The organism is Paenibacillus sp. FSL P4-0081, assembly GCF_000758565.1.
GTDB classification, from domain to species: Bacteria; Bacillota; Bacilli; order Paenibacillales; family Paenibacillaceae; genus Paenibacillus_AQ; species Paenibacillus_AQ phytohabitans.
Map to the genome: position 1 here is coordinate 5,114,431 of NZ_CP009280.1, position 15,177 is coordinate 5,129,607.

Annotated in this window: 10 protein-coding genes; 3 read left to right on the plus strand and 7 right to left on the minus strand. The window is 52.6% G+C overall.

From position 1 onward, the window contains the following. Window positions 1-175: 175 nt before the first annotated feature. On the minus strand, window positions 176-1,582 hold the full coding sequence (locus P40081_RS21950; protein WP_231575168.1) for a sensor histidine kinase: 1,407 nt from the start codon (window positions 1,580-1,582) through the stop codon (window positions 176-178). After that, window positions 1,579-2,283, minus strand: a complete 705-nt coding sequence (locus P40081_RS21955) for a response regulator transcription factor (RefSeq protein ID WP_042138442.1) — start codon at window positions 2,281-2,283, stop codon at window positions 1,579-1,581. The genes P40081_RS21950 and P40081_RS21955 overlap by 4 nt, the downstream gene beginning before the upstream one ends. Window positions 2,284-2,440: 157 nt before the next feature. Here P40081_RS21955 and P40081_RS21960 point away from each other — a divergent pair, with 157 nt between their 5' ends. After that, window positions 2,441-3,145 (plus strand): hypothetical protein, encoded by a 705-nt coding sequence (locus P40081_RS21960; RefSeq protein ID WP_042138444.1) that lies wholly within the window; start codon window positions 2,441-2,443, stop codon window positions 3,143-3,145. A 92-nt stretch (window positions 3,146-3,237) separates the two neighbouring features. Here P40081_RS21960 and P40081_RS21965 read toward each other — a convergent pair whose 3' ends face one another. Next, window positions 3,238-4,350, minus strand: a complete 1,113-nt coding sequence (locus tag P40081_RS21965; RefSeq protein ID WP_042138445.1) for an NADH:flavin oxidoreductase — start codon at window positions 4,348-4,350, stop codon at window positions 3,238-3,240. 218 nt (window positions 4,351-4,568) lie between these two features. Here P40081_RS21965 and P40081_RS21970 point away from each other — a divergent pair, with 218 nt between their 5' ends. Further along, the gene (locus tag P40081_RS21970) at window positions 4,569-5,165 is read left to right on the plus strand and encodes a TetR/AcrR family transcriptional regulator (protein ID WP_042138447.1); all 597 of its coding nucleotides are present in this window, start codon (window positions 4,569-4,571) and stop codon (window positions 5,163-5,165) included. A 146-nt stretch (window positions 5,166-5,311) separates the two neighbouring features. Next, entirely contained in the window at window positions 5,312-5,851 is a 540-nt protein-coding gene (locus P40081_RS38620) for a hypothetical protein (RefSeq protein ID WP_156118666.1), read from the plus strand. A 53-nt stretch (window positions 5,852-5,904) separates the two neighbouring features. On the opposite strand, the gene P40081_RS21975 is transcribed toward P40081_RS38620, so the two are convergent. From P40081_RS21975 to P40081_RS21990, 4 genes are all read right to left on the minus strand, one after another. Further along, window positions 5,905-7,536, minus strand: a complete 1,632-nt coding sequence (locus P40081_RS21975) for an amino acid permease (protein ID WP_081970059.1) — start codon at window positions 7,534-7,536, stop codon at window positions 5,905-5,907. A 52-nt stretch (window positions 7,537-7,588) separates the two neighbouring features. After that, on the minus strand, window positions 7,589-7,804 hold the full coding sequence (locus P40081_RS21980; RefSeq protein ID WP_052421935.1) for a cupin domain-containing protein: 216 nt from the start codon (window positions 7,802-7,804) through the stop codon (window positions 7,589-7,591). Between the two features lie 682 nt (window positions 7,805-8,486). After that, window positions 8,487-13,910, minus strand: coding sequence for a diguanylate cyclase (locus P40081_RS21985; protein ID WP_042138449.1), 5,424 nt, complete (start codon window positions 13,908-13,910; stop codon window positions 8,487-8,489). 13 nt (window positions 13,911-13,923) lie between these two features. After that, the gene (locus P40081_RS21990) at window positions 13,924-15,090 is read right to left on the minus strand and encodes an Asp23/Gls24 family envelope stress response protein (protein ID WP_042138451.1); all 1,167 of its coding nucleotides are present in this window, start codon (window positions 15,088-15,090) and stop codon (window positions 13,924-13,926) included. Between the last annotated feature and the right edge of the window lie 87 nt (window positions 15,091-15,177).

The window sequence follows — 15,177 nt, forward strand, 5'->3', positions numbered from 1 at the left end:
TTGCTCTCCAGCTTAGAAAATCAGTAGACTAAGGCGAGTATTAAAACAAGCTGCAAATGACTAAAAGCGCAAAGCGGCGATCTTCCAATAACAAGAGATATGCTCTGACTCTACTTATAGAATCTATTTATAGACTCTACTTATAAAACGCCACTTTTTTGTCTGCCGGCAGCTATTACCCGGCTGCGGATGGAAATTCAAACGTGAGGACGGCCCCGCCTTCCGGGCAGTTCCGGGCGGTAATCTTACCGCCGCAGCGCTCCACGATGGCGCGCGAGATGGCCAGACCCAGCCCGGAATCACCATTTTTCCCTTTGACGAACCTGTGAAACAGACTGGGCAGCAGCTCCTGCGGAATGCCGGGGCCGTCATCCGAAACTGTTAATGTGATCAACCCCTTGCTTACATAGCCATGGACATCAATCTTCCTGTCTGCATAACGCGCAGCATTGGATAATACGTTCAGCAGTGCCTGCAGCAGCTTATCACGGTCAGCCCTCAGCATCAGCCCGCGGTCTCCGGAGATTACAGTCTTGAGCGACAGCTTTCTTGCAGCCAGCTGCGGATTGATCCGTTCTACCGCCTCTGAGAGCAGCTCTTCCAGATCGCATTCTACCGCCCGGAATATATCCTCTTCGCTGTCCAGCTTGGCCAGTAGCGTCATTTCGCCCACCAGGTCCCGCAGGCGTCCACTCTCGCCCAGGATAATATCCAGCCCTCTACGGACATCCTCACCTTCAAATATCCCGTCCCTGATGCCCTCCGCATAACCGGATATCGACATCAGCGGTGATTTCAGCTCATGCGAGGCATTCTGGAAGAATTGCTTCTGTACCCGGTTGAACCTGTGCAATTCTCCGGCCATTTCGTATACGGTCCGGGCCACAGAACCGATCTCCCCACCCGCCCGGATCAGATTCACGTCGGCAAACCGGCGGTTTTTCACTTTTTTGAGTTCCTCGCGCAGGCTGATCAGCGGATCAATCAGCTTCCTTGTGATAAACAGGCTGAACAGGAACATCACGGCTGCACCGGCGGCAAAGACAAGAATCAGACGTTTGAGCAGTGCCTGCTCAATCGCTTTGATTCTGCTGACAGGGGTCAGCAGGGTGAGCTTGCCTTGGGGAAGCGCATTTACCTGCACCAGATAACGCGGGTCGTTGCCGTCCCATAAGCTCTGCAGGCTGCCTGTCTCTACTGCAGCTATGCCGGTAACTGCCTGTGCCTGTCCGGGTATCGCCGGGAGGGTGCCCGACACCACCTTCCCCTGCTGATCCGTCACAATGGCCTGTACTCCGCTGGAAAGCGTAGCATATTGAACCGGAAACAACTTATTTTCTTCAATTGGGACTGCACTTATTGCTGCGGCGGGCAGCTGCTGCATGCTGGCGGTCAGTGTTGCGCCTAGCGTCCGCAATCCCTCCTGTTCCTTACCGATGAAATGATCCATCAGTACGAAATGTATCATCACTCCCGTGATGGACAGGACAAGCAGCAGAGACAATCCGAAGGCGAAGTTGATCTGATGCACCAGCTTCAGCTTCTTCATCTGCCCGTTTAGCTTCATCCGCATATTCATCATTCCTGCCCTTCTCTCATCCGGTAGCCGTGTCCCCAGACCGATTCCAGCGGCAAGCCGTCTATTTTTTTGCGGATGCGTTTGATCAGATGGTCCACTGCGCGGTCACTGCCGAAATAATCATCCCCCCAGACATAACCCAGTAGCTCTTCCCGCGTAAATGCCCGGTTCGGATGTCCGGCAAACACCTTCAGCATCAGGAACTCCTTACTCGTCAGCTCCACCTCTGATCCGTGCCAGAAGGACCTCCTTTCTTCCGGAAGCAGCAGCAGTCCGCCCAGCTCTATGCCTGAAGGGGAAGGCAACGCAGCTGCGGGCTGAGGCTGCTGGAGCCGTTCCCACCTTTCCAGCTGCCGTTTGATCCGGGCCACCAGCTCACGGGGACTGAACGGCTTGACCAGATAATCGTCGCTGCCCAGCTCAATACCCAGTATTTTATCGACTTCATTATCTTTGGCAGAGATCATAATGATCGGCACCTCTGCTTCATCACGGATGCGCCTGCATAGTTCATACCCGTCCATCCCCGGAAGCATGATATCGAGCACCCACATGCCGGGAGGATCGCTTGTCCACAGGGCCCAGGCTTCTTCGGCACTTCCCAGGCCAATCGTGCGGAAATTCTCCTTATGTAAATAAGCCTCGACCAGCTTGCGTATATTCTCATCATCGTCCACAACGGCAATGACCGTTTGATTGTTCATCGTAGCCCTCCACAGTTTTGTCTGCTCCATTATAACAAGCTGCCGGAGGCGGTAGGGCCCTGCCATTGTTTTTCCACAAAGCCACCAATTTCCTGCCACAGTAGAACGCTATATTGGGAGCTGTAAGACAAACCTCACCCATAAGGAGTGTTAGTTCATGAACCGTTTAATCTTGAGAAGAATGGCCCTCTCCACCCTGCTGCTGTCCTCCATCGCAACCCCGGTGTTCGCCGATGCAGACCGCACGCCGCCACAGGCCGGGAACGCCGCCGTTACCTTAAGTGCAGCCTCAGCCCCGTTGCAGGGAAGTATCCTGATTACTGCACGTATTCCAGACTTGCTGGACCTTGCAGAACGCTACGCGCCGGAAACCGTTCAGGACTGGACCGACACGCTCAGCAGATACAATAAGGCCATCCGCCTTAATGTACAGGTGCTTACCCTGGATGCAACAGGAGAAGTTACCGCTCCAGCCGTGCAACTGGCCACACCTGTAGCCTTGACAGCAGCAGCAACACCTTCCCTTGCCGTTTCAGCGCCGTCAGCCGATCTTCAGCTTGTCGTAACAGACGGAACCCTCAGTGCCTTCGCTACAGGAACAACGGCTTCATCCACTGCAGATTTCGCCGTGTTTGCAGCACCTGACAGCCTCTCGTCCGCCGAACTCACAGGCTCTGGCTCCATAACAGCTGCTGCAGCCCCGGCTCTGCTCCCAATGACAGAAGATAACGGATTCTTCAAGGCACAGGCTGCACTGGCTGAAGCCGTAGAATCCAAAGATGCCGCAGCGGTCAAGCACGCATTGGGCGGGCTGCTGGAACAGTACAAGGACCTTACCAAAAAGCTTGAAGAAGCGAAGTAAGCACGGAATAACGCCTCTATAGCAGCAGTAGATACAAAAAGCAGGCCAAGGGCGGGTACCTTTGGCCTGCTTTTCGTTTAGACAAGCTATCGTCAGGAGAGCGAGGCCACCGATTCAGGGGTAAATGCCTGAAGCTCACTCAGCCGTCCCTCACGGATTTTGACCGCCCAGGCTGGATCTCCGAGCAGCGCCCGGCCCACGGCCACCAGATCAAACTCATTGTTGCTAAGCCGCTCCACAAGTCCGTCCAGTCCGGGATGAGCCTGTCCTTCCCCTTCGGCGGGATCACTGTCCATGCCAACCGCCCCGACCGTAATGGTCGTCTTGCCTGTCAGCTTCTTCACCCAGCCGGCAAAGCTTAGATCCGAGCCGGCAAATTCGGGCTCCCAGAAACGGCGTACTGAGCAGTGGAAGATATCTACCCCGGCGTCCACCAGAACGCCCAGCAGGTCCTTCAGCTGTTCCGGTGTGTCCGCCAGTCTGGCAGCGTAATCGCCCATTTTCCATTGGGACAGACGCATGGCTACCGGATAATCCGGACCTACCGCAGCACGTACAGCTTCGACTATCTGAGCAGCAAACCGGGCGCGCTTCACCAGATCGCCGCCGTAACGGTCTGTCCGCTGATTGGTCTTCGCCCACAAGAACTGATCGATCAGAAAGCCATGGGCTCCGTGAAGCTCTATGCCATCGAACCCGGCTTCTTTGGCATGAAGCGCTGCAGCCGCGTAAGCATGAATTACATCCGCTATTTCGTCCTCTGACATCGGCTCGCCTGCCTTGTTCCCCTCCAGATCCAGTCCGGACGGACCGATGGACAGGGCTTCCGGGTTAGGCTGGGAACCATTCGGCCGGATCATGCCCATATGCACGATTTGCGGGAAAATTTTGCCCCCTGCTTCATGCACCTGTCTGACCACTTCCGCCCAGCCGTTCAATGCTGCTTCCCCATAAAGCCTAGGCAATCTGGACTCACTGGTTGCTGAAGGATGGTCAATTAGGGCTCCTTCGGTTATCACAAGACCGACACCGTTCTCGGCACGGCGGCGGTAATAAGCGGCTACGTCGGGTCCCGGCACACCCTCAGGCGAGAAGGCACGGGCCATCGGCGACATGACAATTCGTGTCGGCAAGGTCAGTTGATGGATCGTATAAGGCTGAAACAAGGCTTGGATGGAATGATTATTGTTCTGCGGATGACTCATGAACCGCACCTCCAATATTATTTTGGCACCCGCAGTTAAGGGGTACGAATGCAATATTAGCAATGCCACCTGCCCCATTCAACCAACAATCCGCACCATCTGTTGCTTAAGCGAAATGAAAAATATATTGTTGGTTATCCAGGGATACCTTGGTTGGCGCAGCCGCAGATGTTTATAATAGATAAAGCATTAGTTACTGAAGGGAGCATGGATAGAGAATGCCCAGTATACTTTCACCGAACCCGAACGACCCGCGCGTCATCCGGACACGCCAGTTAATTCTGGACTCATTTGCCGAGCAGTTAAATACCATGGACTTCAATGCAATTACCGTACAGGATATCACGCGAAAAGCCACGATTAACCGGGCCACATTCTATGCTCATTTCCCTGATAAATACGCACTGCTTGAATCGTTCTTATCAGATGCCTTCACGGAGCTTGTTCTCCGCAAAATCGATGACCAGGCAGCCTTGACCGAGGAAACGCTCTATACACTGGTTGCCGCTCTTTGCGATTATCACGAATCCAGCCATCACTGCCTGAAGAAATATGATTCCCTGGCGCTGATTATTGAAGAGAATATTAAGCTGCAGCTGGAACAGCTGCTGCAAAGACTGCTGTCCGGAGTAGACAGCACAGCGGATAGCCGCACACTGCAAACGGCTGCAACCCTGCTCAGCTGGTCAATCTACGGGGTGACCTATCGCTGGAATAACGAGGGCCGTCATGAATCCGCTGCTGCGCTGGCCGGCAGATTAGTGCCATTGATGAACAACGGAGTATCGTTGCTGACTCCCGCTGGCGGAGAGTGAGAAGCACGGTTCCGCTAAACACCTTCGGATGATTGTCCTCCGTCCGGCAGGCAGCATATTCTTTCCGGCCCCAGGCAGTCCCGGTGAAATCAAGTGCACTAATTTTGCTCTTCATTTCCTCCTTTTGACGGCATTTGGCGGCATTTTTGGCGGAATTAGAGGGATTTATCCCTTTGATTTCCGCGTACCGCTCACTTTCAGCGGAATTAGAGGGATTTATCCCTTTGATTTCCGCATACTGCCCACTTTCGGCGGAATTAGAGGGATTTATCCCTTTGATTTCCGCATACAGCCTACTTTCGGCGGAATTAGTGGGATTTATCCCTTTGATTTCCGCATACAGCCCACTTTCGGCGGAATTAGAGGGATTTATCCCTTTGATTTCCGGATACAGCCTACTTTCGGCGGAATTAGAGGGATTTATCCCTTTGATTTCCGGATACAGCCTACTTTCGGCGGAATTAGTGGGATTTATCCCTTTGATTTCCGCATACAGCCCACTTTCGGCGGAATTAGAGGGATTTATCCCTTTGAATTCACCATGCTGCCGACTTCTGGAGGATGCAGTGGGACCCCTGATACAAGGACAAGTTCTTCCTTCAGTAGGAAACGGATCTGCTCCAATTTCCAAAGAAAAGTATCCGGGGCATTATGCACGTTATATCCACAGCAGACGAATATCATAATTTCCTGCATAACCAAAAGGAGCGCAGCCGTTCTGAGCTCCGTACCTCCACCGCTACTTCCGCTTCCGCTTCTTCCGCTTGCCGCCGCCTTTTGTCCCGCCCTGGCCCGAATGCCTGCCGCTCTGATCCGGGCGGTTATGACGTTCCTCCAACCGTCCCTGATGACGATCCGTCCATTCCTCCGCAGCCTCCATCTGCGCTCTGCCTCCAGGCACCTTAACCTGCAGGGAGGGCTGCCGCCTGCGCCCGGATTCTCTCCCCTTACGCAGTGCCCCCACCGCATAAATGCCTGAGAAGACCAGAACAAACATAATTCCCGCGGCCAGACCTCCCCCTTGTCCCGGAATCAGCGGCATGCTGGCGAGTATGGTGACCAGACTTCCCATTGCAATCCATGAGCTGTACGGATAGCCGCGTAACCCGCGCTGGCCCTTGAAGGGTCCTCCGTGGCGCCGGCGCAGCCGGTAGTGGCTGGCCATGATGATGAAGTAGGAGAACAGCAGCGCGAAGCCGCCGGAGCTGACCAGAAATAGGTAGACTCCCTGCGGCAAAAGCATACCCAGTCCAAGCCCGGCCAGCATTGCACCGCCGGAAATGAGGATGCCCCGGTACGGGATATCTGCACGGTCCCGCATCCAGGCCGGAGTATGCCCTTCTTCCGCCAATGAGCGGAGCATCCGGCCCAGGCCGAATACGGAGGCCAGCATCGTTGACAAAATAGCGGACACCAGGACGATATTCATCACCGTCCCGGTCCAGCCGAGGCCATACAGGCTGAGGGCAGACACAAACGGACTGATCTGTTCAAAGACCAGAGCCTGGGGCAGCAGCAGAAACAATGCGATCATGGCAGCCAGATAGAGGCTGACCAGCAGCAGGATCGTCCGCCGGATCGCTCTGGGGATGGTGACTCCGGGATTGACTGTCTCCGAGGCTGCCAGTCCCAGCACTTCAAATCCCGCATAGGTAAACATCACCATGAGCATGCTGCCCGCAATACCGGCAATTCCCCCGGGGAACAGGCTCTGGCCTCGCACAACTTGAATACCAGCCGCGCCTTCGCCCCTGGTTCCAAATCCGGCTACTATAGCCACCGCGATCACGATGAATGCAACAATGGCCAGCAGCTTGAAGGCAGCCAGTCCGCTCTCCAGCTTGCCCAGCCGTTCTGCTCCGAGCAGATTGAGCAGTGTTACCAGAACAATGATCCCCGAGCCCGCCAGCGCCAGCGGAAGCGCAGGAAACCAGCCCCTCAGCAGGATGGATACTGCCGTCGCTTCACTGGACATCGCGAGTACAAGGCCTGTCCAGTATACCCAGCCGACCGTGAATCCCGCCCCCCGGCCGAACGCCTGCTCGGTGTACGTGCGGAATGAGCCGGGTGCCGGATTCGCCACCGTCATTTCCGACAGCGCGGAGAGGATGAGATAGACCAGAACCCCTCCGATTACATAAGCCAGCAGCACAGACGGGCCAGCCGCCCGGATCGCCACGGAAGACCCCAGGAAGAAAGAGCCGCCGACCACGGTCCCCAGTGCAAGCATCGTCAGCTGCCATACTGATAATCCTTTTTTGCCCGGGTTCCCGGACTTCCGCGGCTTCTCCAGCTTCTGCAGCTTATCCAGCCTCGCCAGCTTCTCCACCTTCTCACGCTTCACCTGACTACCTTGTTTTTCTTCCTCCATAATCCTGCCTCCCGGTTTGAGATAACAGAAGTATCTGCATATTCCGGGGAAATTAGCCAAACCAGCCTTTGGGTAAGATGGAGACCTGTCCGGGCTTCAGATGATAGGTCATCAGCTTCTGGGTAAACGGATCGAACAAGGAGGTAATCAGCTCGCCGCTGATGACGAACACCATCTCCGTGACGTTCGTGTGCCAATGCGGCTGTACAATAAACCCTTTGCTCATATGTGCATTGAAGAACCCGTTCCGGATCGCCGGAAGCTGCATAAGCTCAAGTTTTGTGAACCTGTAATTCAGCTGGGCAATCGCCCAGATACTTTATGCCGGGGAGGAATCTTTTGACACAGCGGCTTCTATGGCCCAGCAGCATAATCACTCTGACAGGTGAATCAAACGGGGGCATTGCCTCATTTAGCTCGTCTACTCTATCACTTGCACATTCTATTCAGTTTATCGCATACATTTAGCTCGTCTACCCTATCACTTGCACATTGTATTCGGTTTTTCGCATACATTTGGCTCATCGTCCCTATCATTGGCACATTGTATTCGGTTTTTCGCATACATTTGGCTCATCTACCCTATCGTTCTCTTAAGCCCCCAAGCAAGACGTACGAATCAGATCGCACACTGGGCAAGCGGCTCAGAACCGCTTTTTAAAGAATGTAGAGCGCCCCAATTCAGTTTTTGGACATACCGGTCACCGAGTGACATCAAGCCTTTCGCGTCTAAAACATGTTCCTTGTAAGAATTGGATTATTAAATCATATTCATCCTTTGGACAGATCTGCTCCAAATTTCAATGTATCTTATCCATCACAGATGAATAATATCATTTCCCACTTTAGATAAAACAAGAAACCATGCCGAAACCCTCAATCCGAACACAACAAAGGCTGACCCAGGCAGCCATATCATAGCCTACCAGGTCAGCCCACACTTCATTGCATTACCGCTCGAACAGCGTGACGCAGTTGCGGCCTTCCGCTTTGGATTGATAGAGCGCATCATCGCCCAGCTTGTAGATATCCTCCTCGCGGAGTCCGTCGACAAGAACGGCCGCTACGCCGATGGATACGGTAATTCTTCCGTATTCCGGGCTAAGCTCATGCAGAATCCGCAGCTCCGCGATGCTTCTTCTGATCGCTTCGGCATATTCCCGCGACTGCTGAGGGGTGAACCCGGCCACCACAATGCCGAACTCTTCTCCGCCCAGACGGAACGCAACACCGTCCGCCCGTTCAGCCAGCTCATTCAGCAGCTGGCCGACTCTCCGCAGTACGGTATCGCCCTCGTAATGGCCGTAGGTATCATTGTATTTTTTGAAATAGTCTATGTCGAGCATCAGGTAGGTCAAATGCCGTTTGTCTGCAGCTGCCTTCTCTACCTCGTCCAGGAACAGCTTATTGAAGTATCTGCGGTTATACAGCCCGGTCAGCTCGTCGGTAATTGAGATTTGCTCGATCAGTCCGATATATTTGTTCAATTCCTCGTTGTTGAACTCCAATTCCTTGGTCCGTTCCGCCACGAGCTCCTCCAGATGCTCCTTATGCCGCCGCAGCTCCTCTTCCGCCTTCTTGCGCTCGGTAATATCCTTCACGGTCCCCTGAATGGCCGGTTTGTCCATATACATGATCCGGATGACCTTGTGGATCACGATGACTTCACGGGTCTTGTCCTTGTGAACTAGCCGGGTCTCATATTCATCAGGCACCTGCTTGCCTTCAACCCTTCTTGCATAATAGTGCGATACTTTCTCCTTCTCGGAGGGGCTGAGGAAGTTCTCGAAGGGCTGATCCAGCATCTCATCCATCTCATACCCCAGCATCTGCGCCAGGGCTTCGTTGACATATTTACACCGCTTGTCCTGAGTAATGAATACCCCGTCCTGCAGATTGTTCACCAGTTCACGGTATTTCTCTTCCGACCGCTCCAGCTCTGTATAGAGGCTGGCATTTTCCAGCGAGAATACCATTTCTCTGGATAACAGATTAATGATCTTCATCCGTTCCTTGGTGAACACGCCGGTAACCAGGTTATTCTCCAGATAGATAATCGCAATCGTCTTATTCTGGTTGATCAGCGGCATACATACCATGGATTTCGGCTGGTGCTTCACAATATACGGATCGTTCACAAACGGTGTCTCCGAAAAAGCATCATTGTAAATCAGGCTCTCCCGGCTCTCCTCCACCTGTCTAATAATCGAGACCGGCAGGTTATCCAGCCTTGACGATTCATGAACAGCCACTGAGATTCTATTAGCATCGGCTTTATATTCACCCTCCACCAGAAGATTCGCCTGGGAGGTCATCAGAATGCAGCCCCGCTGGGCACCGGCATTCTTGATGACAATCTCCATGAGCGCTTCCAGCAGATTGTTCAGCTCAATCTCCTTGGAGATTGCCTGGGAAGCGAGAATCATTGAATTCAGATCAATGCTCTCGGTGTAGTCCGTAACCGTCTGGCCATGGAGGAATTCCTTCGTATTAATTTTTTTGACAATGGAAGAGTAACGCTCGTTAATGAACCTGATCTTCTCCTTGGCGCCCCAGACCGAATAATAGTATACGGATTGTCTGAGCAAATAAGCGGCGAACTCATTGAACTCCTTATGATAATAGAACCGGGCTGCCAGCTCATTGCTGAGCGCTTTATAGCGTACAAAGCTTCCTTGCTCACTGGTCTCAATCGCCAAATCATAATAGCGGCTTGCCTGATTATCGTTCCCGCTGATTCTGGCCCATTCGGCCTTCATCAGATATTCATGCTGGCGGAAGGTTCCCGGCGCATTCCTGGCCCATTTACGGACTCGCCCGTACTCTTTGCGCATTCTGGATTTGGCTTTGCGTTTGCCGTTCACACTTAAATCCTTATAGGCGTAAGCCAGATTCAGGAAAGTATACAGGGCGAACTCCTCCATAAAAGCAGAACCGGCCAGCGTTCCGATGATCGGGTAGGCTTTATCGATATACTCCAGCGCTTCATGATGCTTCTCATATGTGAACAGCAGCTTCATTTTATATATATAATAGATGGCAATTCCCGAATAATACCTCGCTTCTTCCAGCTGGCTCAAATAGGCCTCTTCACTAAATGACTCACTGTTGAAGGAAGTCCGGTCCGGCAGCTCGCCTGCGAGACTGCGGAAATACTGGCGGGCCAGCTGTGCTGTGGCAAGTGATTCCTTATATTTCGTATTCTCGATCATAGAAATTGTACGCGTACTCTCCTGAAGCGTAGTCGCGATGTCCATCGACGGGTTCCAGAGATTCACATAGAATGCGGAATGGGCGAGATAGAGCAGATCCCCTGTCCGCAGACTGGCTTCAATCGAGGTGCCGAACCAGTCCTGCAGCGTATCCCAGGGCTCGGTCCAGGAATGGCTGAACAGCGTATACAATACATGTGCCGCACCTTTCCACTGCAAATCATTGAACTTGTCATTAATCCTGATCCCGAGCCGCCCGAATTCAAAGGCCCCTCTGGTATCTCCGAAGCCGGATAATAGCATGGCGTATCCGATAAAAGCAAGCGCCGACTCGGGGGAGTTGCCGTATTTCAGGGTCAGGCCGACCTTTTTGAGGACAACAAGACCAAACAGCGAAGTCTCACCTGAAATAAAAGATGGCGGGATAAAATTAATCAGCAGCCGCATGACCAGCTTCATCTCCGGATCTTTCATTTCCGGCGATGTAAAAATCCCTTCTGGTGTTCTTCCCCGCAGCGCAGCCTTGATCACCAGCAGCTCCTTCAGTACGGAGGCCATTCCTACCTTGGCGGGAATCCGGATTCCCAGCGCTTGTAACCCTTGTCTGCCTGAAGCGATCGATTCCGGCATCATACCCAGATACATATAATGATTGGCCTGCATTTCGTAAATTTCCGCGAGTGTTATTCTGTCTGTAGTATGTATCTGTAAAAGGCTGCAGGCCTGATCCGCCTGTTCTACATGGTGGGTGAGATAACCGCATTCCGCATACAATCTGTAGATCTCCGCAGTCTGCTCCCTGTCCGCCAGCCAAGAATTCTCCGGCAGCAGCGTAATTGCCGCTTCCAGCAGGATGAATGCCGAATCATACCCGTAGCCTGCCTTGGCTTTCTGCGCTGCACGAAGATTAAGAGCAATCACATCCTCAACCTCAGAGCGCTCGCTGATAAATTCCAGGCCTTTGTTCATGTGTGCTGCAATATCTACGATCTTGTCCTCGGCATCCCCGTTGCCATAATTCTTCAGCAGAAGACGTCCGATGCTAAGATGCAGCCTTTTCCCCCGCTCAGCGTCAAGCATCTGGTAGAAGGCCTGCTGAATCCGGTCATGGGCAAATTTCAGCCGGATTTCCGTCTGCAGCGGTGCCGTCCCTGCCTCACTCAGCGTCCCGGAGAATATGGCATAGCGGTGGTCCGCAGGAAGAATATACTCCTCGTGTACGGCCCGGCTGATGGCAGCTGCAATTACCTCCGGCGGTTCTTCACCGATCAGGGTAAGCATGCCGTAATCGAATACATTGCCGACGGCCGAGCTTAACATTAAGATCCTGCGGACATCCGCAGGCAGATTCTGCAGCTGACCCACAAGGAAATCAACGACATTCTCATTGACCGGCAGCGCCTCAATCCGCTCCAGATCCCAGTTCCATTCCCCGCTCAGCTTATCAAAAACAAAAAATCCGCGTTTATGCAGATCCTTCAGAATTTCCGTCAGGAAAAAGGAATTGCCTTTGGACCGCTTGAAGATCAGTCCGGTAAGCTTCTGCACTCTCTCCTTACTGCTGTACAATGTGTCAGCGATAAGACTCTGCACATCCTCCTCGTTCAGAGGCTTCAGGTGGATGCGTGAAACCTCACGGCTCTTCTCTATTCTGGCGATGGAGGCAAACAGGGGATGCCCTTCGTGAATTTCATTCTGCCGGTAGGAACAGATTACAAACAGCCTCTGCAGATGGTTATCCAGCACCAGCTTCTCCACCAGCTGCAGGCTGGAGTAATCCGCCCACTGGACATCGTCCAGGAACAGGACGAGCGGTTTGTCATTATGGGTGATCCCTTCCACGAACTTGGCAAAGGTCAGGAAGAAGCGGTTCGTCTCCTCGGCTGGATTCAGGGGCTCAACCTCCGGCTGAACGCCGATCCAGGCGGCAAGCTCAGGGATTAACCCGGTAATTACACTGCCGTTTCCGCCCAGCGCTTTGTTCAGCGAACGGCCGATATAACCCTTGTAATCCTCATCCGGGCTCTCCAGCAGCTGGCTGATCAATCGCCGGAAGGCCTGGATAAGCGCGCTGTACGGAATGTTCTTGTTATACTGGTCGAATTTTCCTTCCGCGAACAGCCCTTTCTCCTGGCTGATGGTCTGATGGAGCTCATGGACCAGTGCCGTTTTGCCGACACCGGCATCGCCGGATACCAGCATCAGCTGCGAGCTTGTTTTGAGGCTGCTGCGGAAAGCATCCCCCAGGCGGGACAGCTCCTGCTGCCTGCCTACAATTTTTTGCGGAATGCGGAAGGTATTCAAGAGGTCCTCCGTACCTATCACGAAATCCTCATGCCCGGCCAGACATTTCTTCAAATCCGCCTTGATTCCGTGAGCGCTGCGGTACCGGTCTTCCGAGGACTTCTCCATAAGCTTCATAATTATAGCCGACAAGCCGCTGGATACATGGCCCCCGCTTGCCTTATAGGGAGGAATAGCCTCTTTGGCAATTATGGAATAGATCTGCTCAAGCATTTCCTGTGAATTAAAGGGCTTAATGCCGGTCATCATCTCATAGAGTACGACGCCCAGCGAATAATAATCGCTCCGGTAATCAATATTGCGGTTCATCCGTCCCGTCTGTTCAGGAGAGATGTACAGCAGGCTGCCTTCAAGCACTCCGCTGTTCTGGAATTCCCGTTTCTCCTTGGACAGCTTCACCGCAAGATCGAAATCAATCACCTGCACAATATCCTGTTCCCGGTTCCAGATAATATTGGACGGCTTGATATCCTTATGGATCACATTCTGCTCATGAATGGAAGCCAGTATATCCACAACCTTGACGGCGAGCTTCAGCAGCGCCTCCTGCCCGGGCTTCTCCTCCGCCAGAACCTTCTTGAGCGAACGCCCGTGGATATCCTCCAGCACCATGACATACAAGCCGTTCCGCTCTTCCAGCTTAAGAGGCCGGATGACCCCCTGTACGGTGTGGCTAAGCTCTGTAAGCAGCTTATATTCCTGCTTGAAGCGCATGACCGCCTCGGCTCCGGTAAATTCCGATTTTAATACTTTTAGAATGACTGTTGCTCCGGTTGTAGCTTCGCTGCATCTGTAAACCGCTTTTATACTATTATCTGAAATGGTTTCCAGTATCTGATAGTTGTCGTTAACAATCATTCCTACTCCACCTTTAGCTCTGTTCTCCCGTGACTTCGATATCGGCGTCGAATTTAAACACGTACGCGGCAATCAGCCAAATAATCCAGCAATTCAGCCCAAAGAATAAATAACCGAAGTATCCGAGAAGCGGCATCTCGGAGAAAATATGAAACTTGTCCAGATAAGGCACGGAATATTTCCAATAATTCGGATTGGTAGGGGCATCGTCATGGAACCACTCACTGCCAAAGTTCCAGAACTCCCAGAAGAAGCCGTTGAATACGGTAGCCAGACCAACCAGCATGACCTTGGACCAGTCCCCGTTCTTAATCGGTGTAAAAGGCGTCCAATAGTCGGCAAGCGCCATTGCTGCAGACAGCATGGGAACAAGCGCGACCCATAGCACCCAGAACAGCAGGTATGGATAATAACCCATCCCAAATGCCAGGATCAGTCCGAGGATATAATAAATGATCAGGAAGACTCCGGATACCTTCAGTTTAGGGCCGTTATTATACCGGGTACGGAAAAAGCGGAAGGTCTTCAGGAGCAGATACCATTCGAAGATGGCCGGAAGAACAGTCGTATAGGATAAGGAGAACCAGAACACATTGCCGAAATTGGAGAACACTTCATTATTGGGATAATACCAGTTCTCGAGTACGAAGAAATTGAGATATTCGAAGGCAAACCAGCTGAAGCAGGAGACCACAGCCAGCAGCTGCATTACCTTGGGCTTGCGCGAGATAATCGAGGCCCCGTTATTTCTTTTATACACCAGTCCGTCCAGAATCAGAATGAATGACCACCAAAGCGGAACAAACGTGTAATACTCCAAGGAAACATGCAGCTTAAGCCGTGCCCACATCAGAAACCAGCTGACCGCGAGGACCGGCAGACTCCACCAGAACCAGACTGGAAAAGGTGTAGCTGCTCCCTTCTGCCGTGGGGCCTCCGGGGTTTTCTTGAAGCCAAACAGCCGGGGGAATACAAAAACCAGCGTAATGATCAGCGCAACAACACAGGCCAGGGAGAAATAAAGCAGACTGAATCCGGGGTCAGCTTCCACCTTTTGGGCAGGAAAGTCGCCGTAGCCGGGGGGCAATCCGTGCCATTTCGCCAGACTCCCGAATAACGGAAGCAAGAAGATCAATCCAAAAGTAACGATCAGAAACAATGTTTTTTTCCATGTTTTCATTGTGCAATACCCCGCTTATGTATGTAGTTGAAAAGTCGAAATTTGTTGATATTCGCTACTATTCGATAACCCTCCAGATTATTCCTG

Excerpts from the sequence above, each read along its gene's own strand:
- P40081_RS21950 (WP_231575168.1), bottom strand. The coding sequence starts at position 1,582 with ATGATGAATATGCGGATGAAGCTAAACGGGCAGATGAAGAAGCTGAAG.
- P40081_RS21970 (WP_042138447.1), top strand. The coding sequence starts at position 4,569 with ATGCCCAGTATACTTTCACCGAACCCGAACGACCCGCGCGTCATCCGG.
- P40081_RS21985 (WP_042138449.1), bottom strand. The coding sequence starts at position 13,910 with ATGATTGTTAACGACAACTATCAGATACTGGAAACCATTTCAGATAAT.
- P40081_RS21955 (WP_042138442.1), bottom strand. The coding sequence starts at position 2,283 with ATGAACAATCAAACGGTCATTGCCGTTGTGGACGATGATGAGAATATA.
- P40081_RS21990 (WP_042138451.1), bottom strand. The coding sequence starts at position 15,090 with ATGAAAACATGGAAAAAAACATTGTTTCTGATCGTTACTTTTGGATTG.
- P40081_RS21975 (WP_081970059.1), bottom strand. The coding sequence starts at position 7,536 with ATGGAGGAAGAAAAACAAGGTAGTCAGGTGAAGCGTGAGAAGGTGGAG.
- P40081_RS21960 (WP_042138444.1), top strand. The coding sequence starts at position 2,441 with ATGAACCGTTTAATCTTGAGAAGAATGGCCCTCTCCACCCTGCTGCTG.
- P40081_RS21980 (WP_052421935.1), bottom strand. The coding sequence starts at position 7,804 with ATGCAGCTTCCGGCGATCCGGAACGGGTTCTTCAATGCACATATGAGC.
- P40081_RS21965 (WP_042138445.1), bottom strand. The coding sequence starts at position 4,350 with ATGAGTCATCCGCAGAACAATAATCATTCCATCCAAGCCTTGTTTCAG.